We start from the raw sequence: 23675 nt of genomic DNA on the forward strand, positions 1-23675 counted from the left end.
GGCAAGCGCGCTCCTACAGGTTTGGTGGAATACGCGACAGCCCTTTATAGTTGCCGCCATTGAGCCTTTTTTCGAGACTTGCGATGAGCCAGGAAACGCCGTACATCTTCGATGCGACCACCGCCACTTTCGATCAGTTGGTTATCGAAAACTCCTTTCACAAACCCGTGCTGGTGGATTTCTGGGCCGAGTGGTGCGCGCCGTGCAAGGTGCTGATGCCGCTGCTGCAACAGATCGCCGAGAGCTACCAGGGCGAGCTGCTGCTGGCCAAGGTCGACTGCGATGCCGAGCAGGACATCGTCGGCCGCTTCGGCATTCGCAGCCTGCCGACCGTGGTGCTGTTCAAGGACGGCCAGCCGGTTGACGGCTTTGCCGGTGCGCAGCCTGAATCGGAAATCCGCAAACTGCTCGAACCCCATGTGCAAATGCCGCCACCGGCTGCGGGCGATCCCTTGCAGACCGCCCAGGCGATGTTCGCCGAGAGCCATTTCGCGGAAGCGGAAGCGGTGCTGCAGACCATTCTCACCGAAGACAACACCAACGCTGCCGCGCTGATTCTGTACGCGCGCTGCCTGGCTGAACGTGGTGAACTGGCTGAAGCGCGGACTGTGCTGGATGCGGTCAAGGGCGACGAGCACAAGGCAGCGCTGGCCGGTGCCAAGGCGCAACTGACCTTCCTGGGTGAAGCGAAAGTCCTGCCGGACGCAGCTGACCTCAAGACCCGCCTTGCGCAAAACCCGCAGGACGATGAAGCCGTGTACCAATTGGCGATTCACCAGCTTTCGCGCCAGCAGTACGAAGCTGCGCTGGACGGCCTGTTGAAGCTGTTCATCCGCAACCGCAACTACAACGAAGGCCAGCCGCACAAGACGCTGCTGCAGGTGTTCGATCTGCTGGGCAACGACCACCCGCTGGTCACCACCTACCGCCGCAAGCTGTTTGCTGCGCTGTATTGAGATGCACTCAACCTTGTAGGAGTGAGCTTGCTCGCGATTGCGTTGTCCCAGACGAACAATTTGCGTCTGATACACCGCCATCGCGAGCAAGCTCACTCCTACAGGGGAAACGGTGTGCATAAGCCCCAAAAAGATTCAGGATTCAACCCAGTAATACTCCGGCGCATCGCCATGGCTCTCGACCCTGACGTTGGCGCTGTGGCGCATGCGCACCATCAGGCGCTTGCCCGCCGCCGTGCTGCCCGCCAACCCTTCAAGCTGCCCCAGCAGATCCGGCCCGCTCAAATGCCCGGCCTTGCGCAGCAGTTCCTGGGCGATGTCCCACGCGGCATCGTTGCGGCTGGCCAGCGGCTTGGCGACAGGGTCAGCCGCAGGTTTGTTCTCTGCCTGGACGCCGAGCTGCGCGCCCAGTTTGGCCCAATCGCTGTCGTCCATTTCCACAGTCAGATCCACCGGCACATCGCCAACGGTTCCACGGATTCGCAACATTTTGTGTGTCCTCTGATTGGCGGTGTGGCATGGTCCCACAGGATTCGCGGCAGACGCCATTACCCGTAGGAGCGCGCTTGCCCGCGATTGCGGTGGGTCAGCAACACAGATGTGGATGAAAGAACGCCGTCGCGGGCAAGCACGCTCCTACAAGTGCCTATCGAAAAAGTTAAGAAACGCCAACAAATATTGTTATAAGATTACATAACAATTTTCTAACACTTCTCCGGAGCCCTCCATGCGTCGTCTGTTACTCGCCCTGCCCTTCGCGTTGCTGCCGCTGACCTTCGCCCACGCTGCTGACGAACATGACCACGATCATGAGCATGGCAGCCTCGGCGCGCATGTGCATGGCGTTGCGCGTCTGGACCTGGCGCTCGATGGCCGCACGCTGGAGCTGGAACTGGATACCCCGGCCATGAACATCGTCGGCTTCGAGCACGCGGCAACCACCGATGCCGACAAGATGAAACTGGCGCTGGCCCGCGAAACCCTGCTCAAGCCCCATGGCCTGTTCAGCATTCCGGAAGCCGCAGGTTGCACTGTGGTCAAGGCGAAGCTGGAAAGCCCGCTGTTCGGTGACAAGGACGACGACGGCGATGCCGACGAACATGAGCACGAGCACAGCGAAATCCACGGCCACTACCAGTTCACCTGTAGCGTGCCTGCGGTGTTGAACAAGCTGGACCTGACCCAGCTGTTCACCAGCTTCCCGGCGACCCAGACCATCCAGGTTCAACTGGTCACGCCAAAACGCCAGATGGGCGCAGAAGTGCGTCCGAGCAACCCAGTGGTCAAGTTCTGAACATGACCCAGGCGCTTATCGAACTGTCCGATCTGGGCTTTGCCTGGCCCGGTCATGAGCCGCTGCTGGACATTCCTGCGTTTCGCCTGGAACCGGGCGAAACCCTGTTCCTCAAGGGCCCCAGCGGCAGTGGCAAAACCACGTTGCTGGGCCTGTTGGGCGGTGTGCAGAAACCTGATCGTGGCAGCATCCGCCTGCTCGGTCAGGAACTGGCGCAGTTGTCGGCGGGCGCTCGCGACCGCTTTCGCGTCGATCACACCGGTTACATTTTCCAGCAATTCAATTTGCTGCCGTTTCTGTCGGTGCGGGAAAACGTCGAGCTGCCCTGCCACTTCTCAAAGCTGCGTGCGCAGCGGGCGACCCAGCGCCACGGCAGCGTCGTTCAGGCCGCCGCCACCCTGCTCGCTCACCTGGGTCTGAAAGATCCGGCGTTGCTGGGGCGTCGTGCCGATTCCCTGTCCATTGGCCAGCAGCAGCGTGTCGCTGCAGCCCGTGCGCTGATCGGCCAGCCGGAACTGGTGATCGCCGACGAGCCCACCTCAGCGCTCGACGCCGATGCCCGCGAGGCATTCATTCAGCTCCTGTTCGCCGAATGCCGCGAGGCCGGTGCCAGCCTGTTGTTCGTCAGCCACGATCAGAGCCTGGCGCCGCTGTTCGACCGCAACCTGTCGCTGGCCGAACTCAATCGCGCCGCCGTCGCCCCAGAGGTTTGAGATGTATCTTCTTCGCCTGGCGCTGGCCAGCCTCGCCAACCGCCGTTTCACCGCCTTTCTCACCGCATTCGCCATTGCCCTGTCGGTCTGCCTGCTGCTGGCAGTGGAACGGGTGCGCACCGAAGCCCGTGCCAGCTTCGCCAGCACCATCAGCGGCACGGACCTGATCGTCGGTGCCCGTTCCGGCTCGGTGAACCTGCTGCTGTATTCGGTGTTCCGCATCGGCAACGCCACCAACAACATTCGTTGGGACAGCTTCGAACACTTTGCGGGCAGCAAGCAGGTGAAGTGGGCGATCCCGATTTCCCTGGGCGACAGCCATCGCGGCTATCGCGTCATGGGCACCACCGAAGCCTATTTCGAGCACTACCAATATGGCCGCCAGCAGCATCTGGAGCTGGCTGATGGGCGCCCTTTCGCCACCGATCCGTTCGAAGTGGTGCTCGGTGCCGAAGTCGCCGAGGCCCTGCACTACAAACTCGGCGACAAGCTGGTACTGGCCCACGGCGTGGCGACGGTGAGCCTGGTCAAGCATGACGACAAGCCCTTCACCGTGGTCGGAATTCTCAAGCGCACCGGTACACCGGTGGACCGCACGCTGCACATCAGCCTGGGCGGCATGGAAGCGATTCACATCGACTGGCACAACGGCGTTCCCGCCCAGGGCGCCGGGCGTATCAGCGCCGATCAGGCGCGCAACATGGACCTGACGCCCACGGCCATCACCGCTTTCATGCTCGGCTTGAACAGCAAGATTTCGACCTTCGCCTTGCAGCGTGAGATCAACGAATTCCGCGGCGAACCGATGCTGGCGATCCTGCCCGGCGTGGCGCTGCAAGAGTTGTGGAGCCTGATGGGTACGGCGGAAAAAGCCCTGTTCGTGATCTCTCTGTTCGTGGTGCTGACCGGCCTGATCGGCATGCTCACGGCCATCCTGACCAGCCTCAACGAGCGCCGGCGCGAGATGGCGATTCTGCGCTCAGTGGGCGCCAGGCCCTGGCATGTCGCAAGCCTGCTGGTTCTGGAAGCCTTCGCCCTGGCGCTGGCAGGCTCGGTGAGCGGGCTGGCGCTGCTGTACATCGGCATCGCGGCGGCGCAGGGTTACGTGCAGGCCAACTATGGCCTGTACTTGCCGCTGTCGCTGCCGAGCACCTATGAATGGACGCTGTTGGGCGGCATTCTGTGCGCGGCGCTGTTGATGGGCACCGTGCCTGCGTGGCGCGCCTATCGCCAGTCGTTGTCCGACGGTTTGTCGATTCGTCTGTGAGGGTATGTTGATGCGCAGGTGCTGGATGCTGATGGGCGCGGTTCTGTCGATGCTGGTCGCGACCTCGGCGTGGGCGCAGGACGTGCGGGTGCTGACCTGGCAGGAGATGATCCCGCCCGACGCGCCGCCGGTGAAGCTCATCACCGCGCCGATCCACGACCTGTCGAAAATGGCCGACACCCTGTCAGTGGAATCCGCGCCCGCCGCACACCAATTGGCGCCCCACGCGCCGGTTGTCAAGGCGCTGGACGGCCAGATGGTGCGGCTGCCGGGGTACATCGTGCCGCTGGAAGTCAGTGAAGAAGGCCGCGTGATCGAGTTTCTGCTGGTGCCGTACTTCGGCGCCTGTATTCACGTCCCGCCACCGCCACCGAACCAGATCGTGCACGTCACCAGTGAGCTGGGGGTGAAGGTGGACGAGCTGTACCAGCCGTACTGGATCGAAGGGCCGATACAGGTCAAGGCGTCCAGCAGCGAACTGGCCGATGCCGGGTATCAGATGGAAGCGGACAAGATTCTGGTGTACGAACTGCCTGATCAGTAGGTCCAGATGCTCTTCGTTTGGGTGACCGTCATCGCGAGCAAGCTCACTCCTACAGGGGAGCGCGGTCAGTTGCAGGAGTGAGCTTGCTCGCGATAAGGCTAATCGCGCTTTCGTTGAGCCAGGTCAAAACCCCTGTTCCAGACGCTTCGTAACATAAGGCATCCCTTTTTAATGCCTTTACGGAGCCCCCATGAACAAGTCTCTCCTCGGCGCGCCGCTCGTTGCGCTCGCTCTACTTGCCCCTGTCGCCGAGGCGCACCAGACCGGCGACATCATCGTGCGCGCCGGTGCCGCGCGTGTCGTTCCCAACGAAGACAGCGGCAACCTGAAACTGGACGGCACCAAGGTCGCCGGCACCAAAGCCACTGCTGACAACTCGACGCAACTGGGCCTGACTTTCGCCTACATGCTCAGCGACCACTTGGGTCTGGAACTGCTCGCCGCCACGCCGTTCAGCCACACCATCGGCGTCAAAGGCCTCGGCCCGGGCCTGGACGGCAAGCTGGCGGACGTCAAGCAACTGCCGCCGACCCTGTCGCTGCAGTACTACCCGATGGACAGTTCGTCGAAGTTTCAGCCCTACGCCGGCATCGGCCTGAACTACACCAAATTCTTCAACAACGACCTCACCGGCGAGCGCAAGCAGCAGGGCTTCAGCAACCTGAAACTCAAGGACTCGGTAGGCCTGGCCGGGCAGATCGGCATGGATTACATGCTCACCGACCGCGTCATGCTCAACGCCTCGATCTGGTACATCGACATCGACACCAAGGCCACCGTCGACGGCCCGTCCGCCTTGAGCGTGGGCAAGACCAAGGTGGACGTGGACATTGATCCGTGGGTCTACATGGTGGGGTTGGGTTACAAGTTCTGACTGGTTGAAATCGACCCCGTAGCAGCACGGCTTGCCGGCGGGAGCGGTGAGGCAGCAACGAATATGCTGTCTGACACACTGCTCCCGCCGGCAAGCCGTGCTGCTATGGGAAGAGGAGTTCAGCGTCCCAACAGCCGCGCCAAGCCGACTTTCAAAGGCGTAGGCGTGGCAACCGTGAACCGCTCCAGCAACCTCTGGTTATCCGCCCGGGAATGCTTGATGTCCCCCGAACGCGCCGGCAGGTTGGTCACCGCAGGCAGATCGCCCACCACCTCGCCAAAGGCCGCCAGCAACTGGTTCAGCGACGTAGTGGCGTTGAGCCCGACGTTGACCGCGCCCTCTTCCACCGAATCCTTCTCGAACCCCTGCACCACCAGGTCCACCAGGTCTTCAACGTAGAAGAAATCCCGGGTCTGTTCGCCATCGCCAAACACCGAAATCGGCAGCCCCTTCTCTGCGCGTTCAGCGAAGATGCTGATCACGCCCGAGTAGGGCGAGGAAGGATCCTGACGCGGGCCGAAGATGTTGAAGAAGCGAAACACCACCGGTTCCAGCCCGTGCTGACGACGGTAGAAGTCGAAGTAGTACTCACTGGCCAGCTTGTCCGACGCGTAAGGCGTCAGCGGCGCCTTGGGGGTGTCCTCGGTGATGGCCTGGCCTTCGCCATTGTTGCCATACACCGCCGCACTGGAGGCAAACACCACGCGCTTGATGCCCGCCTGGCGCATGGCCTCGCAGACATTCAGCGTGCCGATGAAATTGCTCTGGTGCGTCTTGACCGGGTCATCCACCGAGGCCTGCACCGAAGCCACTGCGGCCAGATGCGCCACTGCCTGGCAGCCCACAGCCGCGCGAGCCACCAGCGCGGCATCGGCGACGTCGCCCTCAATCAGCTCGACTCGCGGGTTGTCCAGCGGCAGGTTGCTGCGCTTGCCGGTGGACAGGTCGTCGAGCACTCGCACCGCGTATCCCTTGGCCAGCAGGGCGTCGACCAGATGCGAGCCGATGAACCCGGCACCACCGGTGATGAGAACAGGTGCATCAGACATGACGGTAGTAGCGATCCAGTAGGCTGGGCAAACCGGCACGCCAGGCGCGGGGTTTGATACCAAAGGTATGAAGGATTTTCTTGCAGGCCAGCACTGCGTTCTGCGGCTCGTCGGTCACGTCGGGGCTGGCGGCGTGGGCCTGGGCGGTGGGTGCCTCGACCTTCAGCTCACGCAGCAGGCGGGCTTCGGTGAGCACCGCCTGGCCCAGCGCCAGCGGCGTCGTGGCTTCGTGACCGGCGTAGTGATAGGTGCCCCACAGCGGCGCGGCACAATCGAGCTGCTTGAGCACTGAAATGATGACGCGTGCGGCGTCGTCCACCGGCGTCGGGTTGCCCCGGCGGTCGTCGGCCATCAGGATTTCATCAAGCCGCTCGGCGCGCTCCAGAAAGCGCCCCAGCACGCCATCGGCACTGTCATCGAGCAGCCAGCCGAAACGCAGCAGCACATGTTGCGGACAAGTGGCGCGAACGCTCTGCTCGATCCGCCACAACGCCTGGCCGCGGGCGCCCAGGGGCACGGGTTCGTCTTTTTCGCTGTAGGCGGTCGCGCGCGAGCCATCGAACACTCGGTAGCTGGATGGCTGGAGCAGAACGATATTGTGATGCTGGCACAATTCAGCAAGACGCTCGACGGAGCGTTCCTGGTTGTCCAGCCTCTCACTGCTCACATCCTGCGCCTGAAACCAGTCGAAGTAGTAAGCCAGATTGATCAAGGCATCCGGGCGGGTGTCATCGAGCAGTTGCGTCAGGCTTGCCGCATCCCAACCGTCTTGCGGTGGACGCGGCGCGAGGAAGCCAATGTCCTCCTCGGCACCCAGACGGATCAACGCCTGCCCGAGGGCATTCCCACCGCCCAACAGCATAAGGCGCATTCGCATAGAGTCAGCAGGCTCGGTCCTGGAAATCAATTAGAAAAATAGGTGAAAAACGGCCGCAAACATAGCACGTTGTAGCAGTTTCGCCCAACAACCGGGCCTTGGCCTCTTGGACTGTAGGAGCGCGCTTGCCCGCGACTGCGTTTCTCCAGCCATCAATACATTGACTGATACAACGCCGTCGCGGGCAAGCGCGCTCCTGCAGAAGGCGTGACACCGATCACAGGGACTTGCATCTGTCGCCCGGTGCCCGCATAAACTCATTCATGAACCTTCTCAAGCCCCTGGACACTGTGCTCGCAGCCTTCCACCCGGCGGTCAGCGCATGGTTCACCAGCCGATTTGCCGCTGTCACGCCGGCTCAGGCCCAGGCGTGGCCGTTGATAAAACAGCGCCAATCCACGCTGATCGCCGCGCCCACCGGCTCCGGCAAGACCCTGACTGCATTTCTGGCGGTGATCGATGACCTGGTCCATCAGGGCCTTGAAGCAGGCGGCGAACTGCCCGAGCAGACCTTCGTGGTCTACGTCTCGCCCCTCAAGGCGCTGTCCAACGACATCCAGATCAACCTTGCGCAACCGCTGGCGGGCATCACCGAACAGCTCGAACAGCAAGGCCTGCCGGGGCTGCGTATCACCACCGCAGTGCGCACCGGCGACACCCCGCAGAAAGAGCGTTCGGCGATGCGCAAGCGGGCGCCGCATATTCTGGTGACCACGCCCGAATCGCTCTACGTGCTGCTCGGTTCGGATTCAGGCCGGCGCATGTTGTCGAGTACGCAAACCGTGATCGTCGACGAGATCCACGCCATCGCCGCCAGCAAGCGTGGCAGCCATCTGGCATTGAGTCTTGAGCGTTTGCAGGCGTTGTGTGACACGCCGTTGCTGCGGATCGGCCTGTCGGCCACGCAGAAGCCCATCGAGCGAGTGTCGCGCTTTCTGGTGGGCAGCGATCCGGTCAGCCGGCCATGCGCCATTGTCGATATCGGCCATGCCCGGCCTCGCGACCTGGCCATCGAAGTGCCGCCCGTGCCGCTGACGGCGGTGATGGCCAACGATGTCTGGGAACGGGTCTACGACAGGCTCGCCGACCTTGCCCGCGAACACCGCACCACGCTGATATTCGTCAATACCCGACGCCTCGCCGAGCGCATGGCCCGGCATTTGAGCGAGCGTCTGGGCAAAGACGCGGTGGCAGCCCATCACGGCAGCCTCGCCAAGGAGCAGCGCCTCGATGCCGAGCAACGGCTCAAGCGCGGCGATCTGCAGGTGCTGATCGCCACCGCCTCGTTGGAGTTGGGCATCGACATCGGTGATGTGGACCTGGTCTGCCAGATCAGTTCGCCACGCTCCATCGCAGCCTTCCTGCAGAGAGTCGGCCGCTCCGGGCACCACGTCGGCGGCACGCCCAAAGGCCGCCTGTTCGCCATTTCCCGCGACGATCTGATCGAATGCGCCGCGTTGCTGGACTGCGTACGCCGTGGCGAACTGGACACCCTGTTGATTCCCCAGGCGCCACTGGACGTGCTGGCGCAACAGATCATCGCTGAGGTCAGTTGCCAGGAATGGCAAGAGCAGGCCCTGCTGGCAATGTTTCGCAAGGCCTCGCCTTACGCCGAGGTCGATGAAGGCCACTATCAGGCGCTGCTCGCCATGCTGGCCGAGGGCTACAGCGGGCGTCAGGGCGTGCGCGGCGCTTATCTGCACCGTGACGCCGTGAGCCAGACGCTGCGCGGGCGACGGGGCAGCAAACTCACCGCCGTCACCAGCGGCGGGACCATTCCGGACAACGCCGACTACAGCGTGATCCTCGAACCCCAGGCGCTGAACATCGGCACGGTCAACGAGGATTTCGCGGTGGAAAGCATCGCCGGCGATATCTTCCAGCTGGGCAATACTTCGTACCGTATCCTGCGCATCGAGGCAGGCCGGGTGCGGGTTGAAGATGCCCAAGGCATGCCGCCCAACATCCCGTTCTGGCTGGGAGAGGCGCCCGGGCGCAGCGATGAACTGTCCTTTGCCGTCGCCCGCTTGCAGGCCGGGATCGACCAACAGTTGAGCGAGCATCCTGGCAACCTCAGGCCCTGCATCGACTGGCTCATGAACACCCTGGGCCTCAACGCCGACAGCGCCGGGCAACTGGTCGAGTACCTGGCGCGCGCCCACGCGGCCCTTGGCGCCTTGCCGTCCCAGGACACGCTGGTGATGGAGCGCTTCTTCGACGAATCCGGTGGCACCCAACTGGTGATACACACGCCGTTCGGCAGCCGCATCAACCGGGCCTGGGGGCTGGCGCTGCGCAAGCGTTTCTGCCGCACCTTCAATTTCGAATTGCAGGCCGCCGCCAGCGAAGACGCCATCGTGCTGTCGCTGTCCACCAGCCACAGTTTTGCCCTGGATGAAGTCTGGCGCTATCTGAACGCCAACACGGCCGAGCACCTGCTGATTCAAGCGGTACTGGATGCGCCTTTGTTCGGCGTGCGCTGGCGCTGGAACGCCGGTGTGGCGCTGGCCCTGCCGCGTTATGCGGGAGGCCGCAAAGTCGCGCCGCAACTTCAGCGCATGAAAAGTGAAGATTTGATCGCCACGGTGTTTCCCGATCAGATCGCCTGCCTCGAAAACCTGGTAGGAGAGCGCGAAGTGCCCGATCACCCGCTCGTCGAGCAGACTCTTGATGACTGCCTGCACGAAGCGATGGACGCCGATGGCTGGCTAGCGCTGCTGCGGCGCATGGAAAGCGGCGATGTGCGCCTGATCAGCCGCGACCTGCCAGCCCCCTCGCCACTGGCTGCGGAAATACTCAGCGCCAAACCCTACAGCTTTCTCGACGACGCGCCGCTGGAAGAGCGGCGCACCCAGGCGGTGCTCAACCGGCGCTGGAGCGACCCTGAATCAAGCGACGATCTGGGCGCCCTCGACGCAGATGCCATCACCGCAGTGGGTCAGGAAGCCTGGCCGCAACCGCAGAACGCCGATGAAATTCACGAAGCGCTGATGAGCCTGGGCTGCATCAGTGGCGCCGAGGCTCGGGAAAACCAGGGCTGGATGACGTGGCTGGAAAGCCTGGCACGCTGCGGGCGTGCGACCCGTCTGCAAATCACGCCGGAAAATGCCCTGTGGATTCCCCTTGAGCGCCTGACCTGTTTGCAGGCGCTGTATCCGACGGCGGAAATGCATCCGCCACTGACCGCGCTCGCCGGTTTCGATGAAGCCTGGAATGAAGACGATGCCCGGGTGGAGCTACTGCGCGCACGCCTGAGCGGCTTTGGCCCGCTGCCCATTACCGCCATCGCCGGGCCGCTGGCCATGGCCCGGGGCGATGTCGCCCAGGCACTGGCCCAACTGGAAAACCAGGGCTACGTGTTGCGCGGCCGCTTCAGTCCTGGCGCCAGCGAAGAACAGTGGTGCGAGCGGCATCTGCTGTCGCGCATCCATCGCTACACGGTCAAACGCCTGCGCCGGGAGATCGAGCCGGTATCGCTGCAGGACTTCACCCGTTTTCTGTTCGACTGGCAGCACCTGTCCACTTCGACCCTCAGCCAAGGCAAGGCGGCCTTGCCGGAAGTGGTGGATCAACTGGAAGGATTTTCCGCAGCCGCCGGCGCCTGGGACAGCGACATTCTTCCTGCACGCTTGAAGGATTATTCCCCGAGCTGGCTGGATGACCTGTGTCGGTCCGGCAAAGTGGTGTGGATGCGTCTGACCAGCCGCAACAAGGTTGCCAGCGCTGCATTGCGCAGTACGCCGATTGTGTTGCTGCCGCGCCCACAGGTGCGCTTGTGGAGCGGCCTGACTGAACAGCCCGCGCCCACCGAGCTGTCGTTGCGCGCCCAGCGGGTGCATGAGGTGCTTTCGACCCAGGGCGCGATGTTCTTCGATGAGCTGACCAGCGAAGCGCACCTGCTGCGCACCGAACTGGAGAACGCCTTGCAGGAGCTGGTTGGCGCCGGGCTGGTCAACGCCGACAGTTTCGCCGGGCTGCGCGCACTCATCACCCCCGCCAGCAAGCGCGCAGCGCACACCAGCCGGCGCAATCGTGGGGCGTTCATCGGCGGCATGGATGACGCCGGACGCTGGGCCCTGTTACGCCGGGCGCCCGCGGCGGCATCCGCTCAAAGCCTGGACAGCGATACGCTCGAGCACATCGCCATGACCTTGCTGCGTCGGTACGGCGTGGTGTTCTGGCGCTTGCTGGAGCGTGAAGCAGACTGGCTGCCCACCTGGCGCGAGCTGCTGCGTACCTTCCACCGGTTGGAAGCCCGGGGCGACATTCGCGGCGGGCGTTTCATCGCCGGGCTTGCGGGCGAACAATTCGCCTTGCCCGAAGCGATTCCACTGCTGCGCGAAGTCCGCAAGCGGCCACTGGACGGCAGCCTGATCGGCGTCAGCGGCGTCGATCCACTGAATCTGGCAGGCACTTTGTTGCCCGGCGCCAAGGTGCCCGCCGTGGTGGGCAATCGCCTGGTGTACCGCGACGGCATCCCCATCGCCGCCATCATCGCCGGCAAGCCGCAGTATTGGGGCGAACTGGAGCAGCAGGTCATGCTCCAGGTACGGAACCGTTTGTTCAGATAGCCCCATTCCCCGTAGCAGCACGGCTTGCCGGCGGGAGCGGTGTGTCAGGCAGCATCTTCGGCGCTGACACACTGCTCCCGCCGGCAAGCCGTGCTGCTACGGGGGGGAGCGCTAAACCGGGGTTTCTGAGCCATCCTTGTTCACCACCGACGTCTTGCCCGGTAACACCTGCTGCTCATCGCCCTCGTCCATCTGCGAGAACTGGCCGTTGTGCGGGCTCATCACCAGTTGTGGATAAGTCTGCGCGAAACGCACGTCGGTGGACTTATCCACAAGGCGTTTGAGTTTGTCGTTGAATGCGCGGCTCACCGCATACTGCCCGCCCGACGAGGTGCGGAACTGCGCAGTGATCACAATGCCGTTCATGTCCATGCGATCAAGCCCGAACACCTCGAGCGGCCCTTGCAGCTTGCTGGCCAGCAGGAAGTCGTCGGACACCGCCTGCCCCGCCTCGCGAATCAGCGAGGTCGCCGAATCCACATCCGAATCGTAGGTGAACTGGAACGAGAAGAACGCATAGGCGAACTGGCGGGACTGGTTGGTCACGGCCTTGATCTGCCCGAACGGCACCGAATGCACGAAGCCCTTGCCGTCGCGCAGGCGCAGGGTGCGGATGGTCAGGCTCTCCACGGTGCCCGCATGGCCGGAATCCAGCACCACCCAGTCGCCGATGGAGATGGTGTCCTCGATAATGATGAACAGGCCGGTAATCACGTCCTGCACCAATTGTTGCGAACCGAAACCGATGGCCAGGCCGACCACCCCGGCACCGGCCAGGAGCGGCGCGACGTTGATCCCCAGGTTAGCCATGGTGGTGATGGTGCAGATAACCACCAGGATGATTTTGATCGCGTTGCGCAACAGCGGCAGGATGGTCTTGACCCGGGTGCTGGGCTGGCGAGAGGACCGGCTGTTGGTCGGCGGCTTCAGTGCTTCCTGGATCGCGGTGTCCATCACCACCCAGAGCAGCCAGGTGACGAGAAAGATCAGCCCGATGCTGCTCAACGAGTCGCTGATGACCTTGCCCAGTGCATTGCGTTGGGCGAACTCGAACAGCGAGAAGCCCCAGATCCGGCCCAGGATCTCGATGAACCCGATTGCCAGCGCAATGCGCAGTACCGCGTGCAACAGGCTCAGCAATCGCTCTTTGTAGACCCGTTCGGTGCGCGCCTCTGCCGGTTTGAACATGTGCTGGAACAGGGTGCTGAGAAACACCGTCCCGATCAGCAGCACGGTGGTCAACAATGCGCAGCGCAGAGCCTCCTGGCTGTCTTCGCCGGCACCGATCAGGTTGACCGCCGACACCAGAATCATCAGCAGGATCGGCAAATGCCACAGGCTCGAGAAAATCTTCAAGGTCTGCTGCAGCGCCGGTCGGGCCAGGCGCGCGCTCAGAGGCCGATTGCGGATCAGGTGCGCCACCGGTCTGCGCATGCGAATGACGACAATGCAGAACATCACCGACGCCATGAGCCCGGTGAACGCCGCGATGCTGGTGGTCACGTTGCCGCCGAACTGCCGGGAAATCTGCGGGCTGGTCAGGGCGTCGCTCAGGGCGGCGAGAAATCCGATGATGAACAGTGGGTGTGGCGCATAACCCCGAATGATCTTCACCGCCGGGCGTTTGTGCCCGGAGTTGAACAGCACGATCACCGACATCAGCACCGACGTGGAGAAAATACCGCTGCTGGTCGCATAAGCGAAGCACAGCGCCAGCGCCCGGCCAATCGAAGGTGACATGAAATGACTGACGTACAGCGTCAGCGGCAGGCACACAAGCGCCGGCAGCGTGAACGGCAGCACGTAGCCCAGCACACCCACCGTGCGCTCCCGTTTTATCAGCAACCGATGCCGCGACAGGCGCCCGACGACAAACATGGCAATGCGGTTTATCAACAGGAAGGTGCCGATCCACACCACCGACAGAATGAGGAAGTCCCCCAGGATGCTCCAGGGTGACCGGGTCAGCGGCTTGCTGACCAGCGTATCGATTTCATCGGCTGCGCGGTCGGCACGCAGGCGCCAGGAGTCGATCAGGTTGCCATCCAGGTCGAGCTTGTCCTGGACGCTGTCGATGCTGGAACTGATGGCACCCAGCAATCCGCCCTTGACCAGCAACTCCGGTTTGGCGGGCTCCGCCGCAGGCGCAGGGTCTGCCGGCGCGGTGGACTGGGCGGTGCTGGCCGCAGGTGCAGGGTCGGCGGCCGATACGTGAAAACTGCTGACGCAAAGCATCAGGCACAGGACAAGGACGGATTTGAAGTTCGACAAAACGCAGGTCACTCCTTGTGTGTTGAGGAACGCGGGCTTGGGCTGAGGGAAATCAGCGCCCCAAAGAACTGATCGAATTTCATCCAGCAAGTTCGCTTCGAGGGCAAAACCTTCATCTGCGTCGCCAGCCATTGATCGCGTCGGCAGGAATTTTTCTTAAACCACCTTGACCAGGGAGAACGATCGTTCTACCTTAAAAACATGAACACACCGACGACAGACACACGGGAAAAAATCCTCGCCACCGCCGAGCGGCTGATCTACGAGAACGGCATCCACGCCACCGGCATGGACCTTCTGGTGAAGACCTCGGGCGTGGCCAGAAAAAGCATCTACCGTTACTTCGCCACCAAGGACGAAGTCGCCGCCGCCGCGCTCAACGCCCGCGACGTGCGCTGGATGCAGTGGTTCAGGACCGAGTCCGACAAGGCGCAAACGCCCCAGGGGCGAATCCTCAACATGTTCACGGTGCTCAAGGGCTGGTTCGAATCCGAAGGGTTTCACGGCTGTGCCTTCATCAACACCGCAGGCGAAGTGGGCGATCCGAACGACCCGATCCGGCTGATCGCCAGGCTGCACAAACAGAAGCTGCTCGATTACACACAGGAGTTGTGCGAGCAACTGAACATCGAACATCCGTCAGCACTGGCCACCCAGTTGCTGATCCTGATGGAAGGCGCCATCACCATGGCTCGTGTCATGGGGGACTACCGGGCCGCCGACAGCGCAAGGGACGTTGCGCAGCTGTTGCTGAAACAGGCCTTGCCTCACGCGCGCTGAAGGCCTGCGCTTCAAGAACGCTCCACTAAACGCCGTATCCACTGACCGTCTGGAGGCTCTGCCATGTCCACTGCCCAAACTCGTCCGCCACTTCCCCCTTTTACCCGTGAGTCAGCCATCGAAAAGATTCGTCTGGCCGAAGATGGCTGGAACAGCCGCGATCCCGAGAAAGTCTCGCTGGCCTACACCCTGGACACCCAGTGGCGTAACCGCGCCGAATTCGCCACAAATCGCCAGGAAGCCAAGGATTTCCTCACCCGTAAATGGAAGAAGGAGCTGGATTACCGGCTGATCAAGGAGCTGTGGGCTTTCACCGACAACCGCATCGCCGTGCGTTACGCCTACGAATGGCACGACGACTCGGGCAACTGGTTCCGCTCCTACGGCAACGAGAACTGGGAGTTCAACGAAGACGGCCTGATGCACCGCCGCTTTGCCTGCATCAACGACATGCCGATCAAGGAATCGGAGCGCAAGTTCCACTGGCCGCTCGGCCGCCGCCCGGATGATCATCCGGGGTTGTCGGATCTTGGGCTGTAACCACCCCATCCCGTAGCAGCACGGCTTGCCGGCGGGGGCGTCAGATCAATCGCCCCCGCTGGCAAGCGGAGCGCCGCCCGGCCGGGCTGCTACACGTTCTACTTTTACGAACGTTTTCACGCAATAACCCGTAAGTCATTCGAACGACATCCGCGCAACATGGCCCTCAGATTCAGCCGCACCTTCGCGACTGACCCACTTGCCAATCATCTGAGGCCACACCATGAAATTCTATTTCCACCCTTCGCCGAACCCGATGAAAGTCGCCCTGCTGCTCGAAGAGTTGCAAGTGCCTTACGAGCTGATCGGCGTGGACACCTTCAAGGGCGAACAGCACCTGCCCGCCTTCCTCAAGATCAACCCGAACGCCAAGGTGCCAGCCCTGGTCGATGGCGACGCGACCGTGTTCGATTCCCACGCCATCCAGTTGTACCTGGCGCAGAAACACCAACGCTTCCTGCCGACCACTGCTGCAGGCAATGCCGAGCTGCTGTCCTGGCTGCTGTTCATCGCCACCGGTCTGTCACCCTTCTCGGGCCAAGCCGTGCACTTCCTGCACCACGCCCCGGAAGCCCTGCCGTACGCCCGCAATCGCTACTTCAAGGAAGTCGAACGTCACTACAAAGTGCTCGACAACAAGCTCGCCACTTCGCGCTACCTCGCCGGTGACCAATACAGCATCGCCGACATGGCGCTGTGGGGCTGGGCCAACTACGCCGGTTACATCCTCGGCGAAGCGGGCCTGAGCGGCTACCCGAACGTCAAACGCCTGGTTGATGAAATCAGCGCACGCCCTGCCGCGCAACGTGCCCTGGGCCTGAAAGAGAAACTGGTGCTCAAGGCCGAGTTCGACGAAGAAACCCGTCGCGCCCTGTTCCCGCAAAACGAAGCGCAGTAACGCGCAGGTTCTGGCCGGTCCCTCGACCGGCCGGAGCACAACATCATCTTCCTCCAGAGGTCATCATGTTCAAGATCAGCTTATCGCTCGCCCTTGCTTCAATTGTTTCGGCCCTGTCCTCCGTTTCCGCCATGGCCGATGTCAAATCCTTCCCTGCCAGCTTTACGGAAAAGGAAATCGCCACCAACGGCACGACCCTGCATGTACGGGTCGGCGGTAACGGCCCGGCGGTGGTGTTGCTGCACGGCTTCGCCGACACCGGCGACATGTGGCAGCCTCTGGCGGTGGAACTTGCGAAAAACCATCAGGTGATCGTGCCGGACCTGCGTGGCATGGGCCTTTCCGCCCACCCTGACGACGGCTACGACAAACAGAATCAGGCCAAAGACATCGCCGGCGTGCTGGATTCACTCAAGATCGGCCCGACCGAAGTGGTCGCACACGACATCGGCAACATGGTCGCCTACGCCTTCACCTCGCAGTACCCGGAGCGCGTCAGCCGCCTGGTGCTGATGGACGCGCCACTGCCAGGCCTGGGCCAATGGCAGGCGTTTCTGCTGAATCAGGGCGTCTGGCACTTCAACTTCCGCGGGCCGGATGTCGAGCGCCTGGTGGCCGGTCGCGAACGCATCTATCTGGATCGCTTCTACAACGAGATGTCCTACGATCCATCGAAGATCGACGAACAGACCCGCGACCACTACGCCGCGCTTTACGCTCGCCCCGGCGCCATTCACTCGGCGTTCAATCAATTCGCCGCGTTCTCCCAGGACGCCATCGACAATCAGGCGCGCTTCGCCAAAGTCGGCAAGCTGAACATGCCAGTGCTGGCCATCGGCGGTGAGAAGTCCTTCGGCGCCAGCATGCAGACCTACGCAGCATCAGCCTTCAATCATGTAGATGGCCTGGTCGTGCCCAAAGCCGGTCACTGGATCATGGAAGAGCAGCCTGAGTTCGTGGTGCCGAAGATCCAGGCCTTCCTCGACAGCAAGAACTAAGCGCCAAAACGTTGCGCCTGATCTATCCTCGCAAGGCTCTTTCGTTCGAAGGATTGGAACATGTTGTCCACTGACGACTTCGCCCTGCTCGACGCTATCCGCGAAACCGGCAGCCTTTCCCGGGCTGCCGCTCGCTTGGGCAAGGCCCCCTCCAGCGTGTCTTATGCCGCCCGGCAACTGGAAGAACGCTTTGACGCCCTGCTCTTCGACCGCCGTCGTTATCGCCTGCAACTGACGCCTGCCGGTGAGCTGCTGGTCGAGGAAGCCGCACGCCTGATGCACGAACTGGGGCGGCTCACCCAGCGCGTGCAGCAAGTGGCCAACGGTTGGGAAAGCCGCCTGCGCATCGTCACCGACGAGCTGCTGGAGTTCGAAACCCTGCTGCCAGTGATCCAGGAGTTCGACGCGCTAGAGTCCGGCGTGCCATTACGCTTCACCCACGAAGTCCTCAAGGGTGTGTGGGAAGTGCTGCAAAACGGCCAGGCCGATCTGGTCATTGGTGCCACCAACGAGCCGCCCAAGATTGCGTCACTGCGCTGGATGCAACTGGGCCAACTGGACTGGGTGTTCGCCGTCTCACCCAGACACCCCTTGGCGAAGGTTACCGGCAGTATCGATCGGGCCACGATCCTGAAACATCGCGCAATCGTCGTTGCCGATTCCTCGCGTACCAGCGAGGGCCGGACATACGGCGTTTCCGGGGGCCAGCAGACCCTGGCCGTCCCCACCATGCAATCGAAAATCCGCGCCCAGCTTCAGGGTCTTGGCGTCGGCTGGCTGCCGCGTCATCGGGTCAGCTCATTACTGGAAAGCGGCCAGTTGCTGGAAAAACAGATGGCCGACCCGCGAGAGCCAAACATCCTCTACGTGGGCTGGCGCGGCGATGAAGAAGGCCGCGCACTTGGATGGTGGCTGGAAAAACTCAAACAGCCGTGGCTGGCGAAACGCCTGGTGGATGGCGTGCGGTTTGGCTGATCAATGCACCTTACCGAAATGAAAAGCCCCCGGAAGCTGAGCTTGCCGGGGGCTTTTTTTCATGGCGCTACCGCGGTTGATCCGGTGGGATCAGAACGGGATATCGTCATCGAAGCTGTCGAAATCAGGAGCCGGCTGCGGCGCCTGTTGCGGAGCCGGGCGCGACTCGCGCTGTGGCTGAGGAGCTGGCTGCGGACGCGATTGCTGAGGACGAGGTGCGGAGTTCTGGTAACCGCCACCGCCTTGACCTTGTTGAGCGTCGCCCTGTGGACGGCCGCCCAGCAACTGCATGGTGCCTTGCATGTCGACGACGATTTCAGTGGTGTAGCGCTTGATGCCGTCTTTTTCCCACTCGCGGGTCTGCAGCTTGCCTTCGATGTAGACTTGCGAACCTTTGCGCAGGTACTCGCCGGCGATCTCTGCGACCTTGCCGAACATCGAAACACGGTGCCATTCGGTCTTCTCGACTTTCTGGCCGGTTTGCTTGTCGGTCCACTGTTCGCTGGTCGCCAGACTCAGGTTGGTCACGGCGTTACCGTTAGGCAAGTAGCGAACTTCGGGATCCTGGCCGCATGTGCCGACCAATATGACTTTGTTAACCCCACGGGCCATAACGTTCTCCTAGGCTTCAACCGTTTCCGACGCTGGATTGACCACGTCGTCGAAAGACGCCCGATCCAACAGTTCTTTGTCAAATTTGATATAGATGGCGGCCTCGTCGGCCACCACTACTGCATCTGTTACTCCACGTACGGCCAACACGCGATCGGCAAGGCCTGTGTCGCGCTGGGCTTCGGGCGACAATGGCAAGCGAAGGCTGGTCACGTACGGAGGTTCGCGCATGGTAACAGCAAACGCCAGCCAGATGGCGGCCAGACCGGCGCCGCCGAGGAACACCACCCCGAGCCCACCATGCTGGAACAGCCACCCGCCAAGGATGCCGCCTGCCGCCGAACCGAGGAACTGGCTGGTGGAATAGATCCCCATGGCCGTGCCCTTCCCACCTGCCGGAGACACCTTGCTGATGAGCGAAGGCAGCGATGCTTCCAGCAGGTTGAACGCCGTGAAAAAGACCACCGTGCCGATAACAAGTGCCCGAAGCGTGTTGCCGAACTCCCAGAAGAATAGCTCAGTGAGCATCAGCACCATCACGGCGCCGAGTAAAATACGCTTCATCTGACGCTTCTTTTCCCCGTAGATGATGAACGGGATCATCGCGAAGAAGGAAATCAGCAGCGCAGTCAGGTAGACCCACCAGTGCTGCTCCTTGGGCAGGCCGGCTTTTTCCACCAGTGCCAGCGGCAACGCGACGAAACTGGACATGAGCATCGCGTGCAACGCAAAGATACCCAAATCCAGGCGCAGCAGGTCCGGATGGCGAAGCGTCGCTCCCAGCGCCTGTCGGGCAAGCCCCGATTCGCGGTGCTGCAACGTGACTGTCGATTTGGGAACGGCGAACGCAACGATCAGGATGCCGAGCAGGGCCATCGCGCCAGTCGCTAGGAACAGCCCCTTGAGACCGAAAGCGCTGGTCAGGATCGGGCCGACGACCATGGCGATGGCGAACGACACGCCGATGGTCATGCCGATCATGGCCATGGCCTTGGTGCGGTGCTGTTCGCGTGTCAGGTCCGAGAGCAATGCCATCACGGCTGCGGAAATCGCGCCCGCGCCTTGCAGGATGCGGCCGGCGATGACGCCCCAGATGGAGGTCGACTGCGCGGCCAGCACGCTGCCCAAGGCAAAGACGATCAAGCCCAGGTAAATCACCGGGCGACGGCCGATGCGGTCGGAAATGATGCCGAACGGGATTTGCAGCACGGCCTGGGTCAGGCCATAGGCGCCAATCGCCAGACCAATGAGTGCCGGGCTTGCGCCTGCCAGGTCCATGCCATAGGTGGCCAGGACTGGCAGCACCATGAACATGCCAAGCATACGGAACGCGAACACCAGCGCCAGACCGCCCGCCGCGCGGGTTTCGCTGCCACTCATGCGCTCGCTGTGAGAATCGTGCATGGAAGAACCTCATGTGAACCGGCGGCGATTCTACCAGTCCCATCGATGTACAGCACATACGACGCTTTGCCGCGCATCGCAGGAAAATTCTTTTTCTTACGTACGGCGCAAGCCAGCGCAATAGTGTGCATCCATCCAGTATTTGGCCGTATACTCCAGTGTTTTACGCCCGCCGTGCGAGGCCGCCTTGGACAAGATCCTGATTCGTGGGGCTCGAACCCACAACCTGAAAAACATCGACCTGACCCTGCCCCGCGACAAGCTGATCGTCATCACCGGGCTCTCGGGCTCCGGGAAGTCGTCGCTGGCGTTCGATACGCTTTACGCCGAAGGTCAGCGCCGCTACGTCGAATCGCTCTCTGCGTACGCCCGCCAGTTCCTGTCGATGATGGAAAAGCCGGACGTGGACACCATCGAAGGCCTTTCGCCGGCCATTTCGATCGAGCAGAAATCCACGTCGCACAACCCGCGTTCCACCGTGGGCACCATCACTGAAATCTACGACTACCTGCGCCTGTTGTATGCGCGGGTAGGCACGCCGCGCTGCCCGGACCACGACATCCCGCTGGAGGCGCAAACCGTCAGCCAGATGGTCGACCTGGTGCTGGCCCAGCCTGAAGGCAGCAAGCTGATGCTGCTGGCGCCGGTGGTGCGCGAGCGCAAGGGCGAGCACCTGGCGGTGTTCGATGAGCTGCGCGCCCAGGGCTTCGTCCGTGCGCGGGTCAACGGCAAGCTGTGCGAGCTCGACGAGCTGCCCAAGCTGGACAAACAGAAGAAGCATTCCATCGACGTGGTCGTAGACCGTTTCAAGGTTCGCGCCGACCTGCAGCAACGCCTGGCAGAATCCTTCGAGACCGCGCTGAAACTGGCGGACGGCATCGCACTGGTTGCGCCGATGGACGACGAGCCTGGTGAAGAGGTCATCTTCTCGGCCCGCTTCGCCTGCCCGATCTGCGGCCACGCCATCAGCGAACTGGAACCCAAGCTGTTCTCCTTCAACAACCCGGCCGGCGCCTGCCCGACCTGCGACGGCCTGGGTGTGAAGCAGTTCTTCGACACCAAGCGGCTGGTCAACGGCGACCTGACGCTGGCCGAAGGCGCTATACGTGGGTGGGACAGGCGTAACGTCTATTACTTCCAGATGCTCGGCTCACTGGCCAAACACTACGGTTTCAGCCTGGAAGTGCCGTTCAAGGAGCTGCCGGCCGACCAGCAGAAGATCCTGCTCAACGGCAGCGGCACGCAGAACGTCGACTTCCGCTATCTGAATGACCGTGGCGATATCGTCAAACGCGCACACCCGTTCGAAGGGATCGTGCCAAACCTGGAGCGCCGCTACCGGGAAACCGAATCGGCGACCGTGCGCGAAGAACTGGCCAAGTTCCTCAGCACCCAGCCTTGCCCGGATTGCCGCGGCACTCGCCTGCGTCGCGAGGCGCGTCATGTCTGGGTCGGGGAAAAAACCCTGCCTGCCGTGACCAACCTGCCTATCGGCGACGCCACCGATTACTTCGGCGGACTGAAACTGACCGGCCGTCGTGGCGAGATCGCTGACAAGATCCTCAAGGAAATCCGCGAGCGCCTGCAATTTCTGGTCAACGTCGGCCTGGATTACCTGACCCTGGATCGCAGCGCAGATACACTTTCTGGCGGTGAAGCCCAGCGTATCCGTCTGGCCAGCCAGATCGGCGCGGGGCTGGTGGGCGTCATGTACATCCTCGACGAGCCGTCCATCGGCCTGCATCAACGGGATAACGACCGGCTGCTCGACACCCTGCGCCATCTGCGGGACATCGGCAACACGGTGATCGTGGTCGAGCACGATGAAGACGCCATCCGCCTGGCGGACTACGTGGTCGATATCGGCCCGGGTGCCGGCGTTCACGGCGGATCGATCGTCGCCGAAGGCACGCCGCAGGACGTGATGTCTCACCCTGACTCGCTGACCGGCAAGTACCTGTCCGGGCGGGTGAAGATCGAGGTGCCAGCCAAGCGCACCCCGCGCAACAAGAAGCTGTCGCTGAAGCTCAAGGGCGCCCGCGGCAACAACCTGCGCAATGTCGATCTGGAAATTCCGATTGGCTTGCTGACCTGCGTGACCGGCGTATCGGGCTCAGGCAAGTCGACGCTGATCAATAACACCCTGTTCCCGCTCAGTGCCACGGCCCTCAATGGCGCCACGACGCTGGAAGCCGCCACCCACGACAGCATCGACGGCCTGCAACACCTGGACAAAGTGGTGGACATCGACCAGAGCCCCATCGGGCGCACGCCACGCTCCAACCCGGCAACTTACACCGGGCTGTTCACGCCGATCCGCGAGTTGTTTTCCGGCGTGCCCGAGTCGCGCTCCCGGGGTTACGGTCCAGGGCGCTTCTCGTTCAACGTCAAGGGCGGCCGCTGCGACGCTTGCCAGGGCGACGGCCTGATCAAGGTCGAGATGCACTTCCTGCCGGATATCTACGTGCCGTGCGACGTGTGCAAGAGCAAGCGCTACAACCGCGAAACCCTTGAGATCAAATACAAGGGCAAGAGCATCCACGAAGTGCTGGAGATGACCATCGAGGAAGCGCGAGCGTTCTTCGACGCCGTACCGGCACTGGCGCGCAAGCTCCAGACCCTGATGGACGTGGGCCTGTCCTACATCAAGCTGGGGCAATCGGCGACCACGCTGTCTGGTGGTGAAGCGCAGCGTGTGAAGCTGTCTCGCGAGCTGTCCAAGCGCGACACCGGCAAGACGCTGTACATCCTCGACGAGCCTACGACCGGCCTGCACTTCGCGGACATCCAGCAATTGCTGGACGTGCTGCACCGATTGCGCGACCACGGCAACACCGTGGTGGTCATCGAGCACAACCTGGATGTCATCAAGACCGCTGACTGGCTGGTGGACCTGGGCCCTGAAGGCGGCTCTAAAGGCGGCCAGATCATCGCCACCGGCACGCCGGAACAGGTGGCCGAGATGAAGCAGTCCTACACCGGGCACTACCTCAAGCCACTGCTGGAACGCGATCGCGCCTGATCGCCTGAAGGCAGCAGTAACGAAAAAGCC

Annotated in this window: 18 protein-coding genes and 1 pseudogene; 13 read left to right on the forward strand and 6 right to left on the reverse strand. The window is 62.4% G+C overall.

Features of this window, described 5'->3' with window-relative positions; genetic code table 11:
• Nucleotides 1-83: 83 nt before the first annotated feature.
• A complete protein-coding gene (gene trxA, locus NPS29_RS21090; protein ID WP_274134888.1) occupies nucleotides 84-956 on the forward strand; it encodes a thioredoxin in 873 nt (290 codons plus the stop codon).
• 135 nt (nucleotides 957-1091) lie between these two features.
• Here trxA and NPS29_RS21095 read toward each other — a convergent pair whose 3' ends face one another.
• Nucleotides 1092-1445, reverse strand: a complete 354-nt coding sequence (locus NPS29_RS21095) for a hypothetical protein (protein WP_274134889.1) — start codon at nucleotides 1443-1445, stop codon at nucleotides 1092-1094.
• Between the two features lie 238 nt (nucleotides 1446-1683).
• Here NPS29_RS21095 and NPS29_RS21100 point away from each other — a divergent pair, with 238 nt between their 5' ends.
• The 5 genes and pseudogenes from NPS29_RS21100 to NPS29_RS21120 all read left to right on the forward strand — a co-directional run bounded on the left by NPS29_RS21100 (nucleotide 1684) and on the right by NPS29_RS21120 (nucleotide 5648).
• Entirely contained in the window at nucleotides 1684-2250 is a 567-nt protein-coding gene (locus tag NPS29_RS21100) for a DUF2796 domain-containing protein (RefSeq protein ID WP_274134890.1), read from the forward strand.
• A 2-nt stretch (nucleotides 2251-2252) separates the two neighbouring features.
• Nucleotides 2253-2962, forward strand: a pseudogene (locus NPS29_RS21105) (ABC transporter ATP-binding protein); the annotation flags it as partial.
• A gap of 2 nt (nucleotides 2963-2964) precedes the next feature.
• Nucleotides 2965-4230: an ABC transporter permease gene (locus tag NPS29_RS21110; protein WP_274134892.1), complete on the forward strand. Its 1266-nt coding sequence runs from the start codon at nucleotides 2965-2967 to the stop codon at nucleotides 4228-4230.
• A gap of 10 nt (nucleotides 4231-4240) precedes the next feature.
• On the forward strand, nucleotides 4241-4774 hold the full coding sequence (locus NPS29_RS21115) for a DUF3299 domain-containing protein (RefSeq protein ID WP_274134893.1): 534 nt from the start codon (nucleotides 4241-4243) through the stop codon (nucleotides 4772-4774).
• Nucleotides 4775-4964: 190 nt separating this feature from the next.
• The gene (locus tag NPS29_RS21120; protein WP_274134895.1) at nucleotides 4965-5648 is read left to right on the forward strand and encodes an OmpW/AlkL family protein; all 684 of its coding nucleotides are present in this window, start codon (nucleotides 4965-4967) and stop codon (nucleotides 5646-5648) included.
• Nucleotides 5649-5767: 119 nt separating this feature from the next.
• Here the strand turns inward: NPS29_RS21120 and NPS29_RS21125 are convergent, their stop codons facing one another.
• Both NPS29_RS21125 and NPS29_RS21130 read right to left on the reverse strand, forming a co-directional pair.
• Nucleotides 5768-6697 carry an NAD-dependent epimerase/dehydratase family protein gene (locus NPS29_RS21125; protein WP_274134897.1) on the reverse strand — a complete coding sequence of 310 codons (930 nt, stop codon included), beginning with the start codon at nucleotides 6695-6697 and terminating at the stop codon, nucleotides 5768-5770.
• Nucleotides 6690-7574: a sugar nucleotide-binding protein gene (locus NPS29_RS21130; protein WP_274134899.1), complete on the reverse strand. Its 885-nt coding sequence runs from the start codon at nucleotides 7572-7574 to the stop codon at nucleotides 6690-6692. The genes NPS29_RS21125 and NPS29_RS21130 overlap by 8 nt, the downstream gene beginning before the upstream one ends.
• A gap of 263 nt (nucleotides 7575-7837) precedes the next feature.
• On the opposite strand from NPS29_RS21130, the gene NPS29_RS21135 reads away from it, so the two are divergent.
• Nucleotides 7838-12145, forward strand: coding sequence for a DEAD/DEAH box helicase (locus NPS29_RS21135; RefSeq protein WP_274134900.1), 4308 nt, complete (start codon nucleotides 7838-7840; stop codon nucleotides 12143-12145).
• 111 nt (nucleotides 12146-12256) lie between these two features.
• On the opposite strand, the gene NPS29_RS21140 is transcribed toward NPS29_RS21135, so the two are convergent.
• Complete coding sequence (locus NPS29_RS21140; RefSeq protein ID WP_274134938.1) at nucleotides 12257-14380, reverse strand: mechanosensitive ion channel family protein; 2124 nt, start codon at nucleotides 14378-14380, stop codon at nucleotides 12257-12259.
• Between the two features lie 237 nt (nucleotides 14381-14617).
• Between NPS29_RS21140 and NPS29_RS21145 the strand changes: the two genes are divergently transcribed.
• The 5 genes from NPS29_RS21145 (at nucleotide 14618) to NPS29_RS21165 (ending at nucleotide 18607) form a co-directional block, all read left to right on the forward strand.
• On the forward strand, nucleotides 14618-15196 hold the full coding sequence (locus NPS29_RS21145; protein WP_274134902.1) for a TetR/AcrR family transcriptional regulator: 579 nt from the start codon (nucleotides 14618-14620) through the stop codon (nucleotides 15194-15196).
• A gap of 63 nt (nucleotides 15197-15259) precedes the next feature.
• Nucleotides 15260-15736 carry a nuclear transport factor 2 family protein gene (locus tag NPS29_RS21150; RefSeq protein ID WP_274134903.1) on the forward strand — a complete coding sequence of 159 codons (477 nt, stop codon included), beginning with the start codon at nucleotides 15260-15262 and terminating at the stop codon, nucleotides 15734-15736.
• Between the two features lie 223 nt (nucleotides 15737-15959).
• A complete protein-coding gene (locus NPS29_RS21155; protein WP_274134905.1) occupies nucleotides 15960-16634 on the forward strand; it encodes a glutathione S-transferase family protein in 675 nt (224 codons plus the stop codon).
• 65 nt (nucleotides 16635-16699) lie between these two features.
• Entirely contained in the window at nucleotides 16700-17632 is a 933-nt protein-coding gene (locus tag NPS29_RS21160; protein WP_274134907.1) for an alpha/beta fold hydrolase, read from the forward strand.
• A 60-nt stretch (nucleotides 17633-17692) separates the two neighbouring features.
• The gene (locus NPS29_RS21165; protein ID WP_274134908.1) at nucleotides 17693-18607 is read left to right on the forward strand and encodes a LysR family transcriptional regulator; all 915 of its coding nucleotides are present in this window, start codon (nucleotides 17693-17695) and stop codon (nucleotides 18605-18607) included.
• Between the two features lie 90 nt (nucleotides 18608-18697).
• On the opposite strand, the gene NPS29_RS21170 is transcribed toward NPS29_RS21165, so the two are convergent.
• Together NPS29_RS21170 and NPS29_RS21175 are read right to left on the reverse strand one after the other, a co-directional pair.
• Complete coding sequence (locus tag NPS29_RS21170; protein WP_274134910.1) at nucleotides 18698-19219, reverse strand: single-stranded DNA-binding protein; 522 nt, start codon at nucleotides 19217-19219, stop codon at nucleotides 18698-18700.
• 9 nt (nucleotides 19220-19228) lie between these two features.
• Complete coding sequence (locus NPS29_RS21175) at nucleotides 19229-20623, reverse strand: MFS transporter (RefSeq protein WP_274134912.1); 1395 nt, start codon at nucleotides 20621-20623, stop codon at nucleotides 19229-19231.
• 187 nt (nucleotides 20624-20810) lie between these two features.
• Here NPS29_RS21175 and uvrA point away from each other — a divergent pair, with 187 nt between their 5' ends.
• Nucleotides 20811-23645, forward strand: coding sequence for an excinuclease ABC subunit UvrA (uvrA, locus tag NPS29_RS21180; protein ID WP_274134914.1), 2835 nt, complete (start codon nucleotides 20811-20813; stop codon nucleotides 23643-23645).
• Nucleotides 23646-23675 lie beyond the last annotated feature (30 nt).

The organism is Pseudomonas putida (genome assembly GCF_028682175.1).
Taxonomy (GTDB): Bacteria; Pseudomonadota; Gammaproteobacteria; order Pseudomonadales; family Pseudomonadaceae; genus Aquipseudomonas; species Aquipseudomonas putida_AD.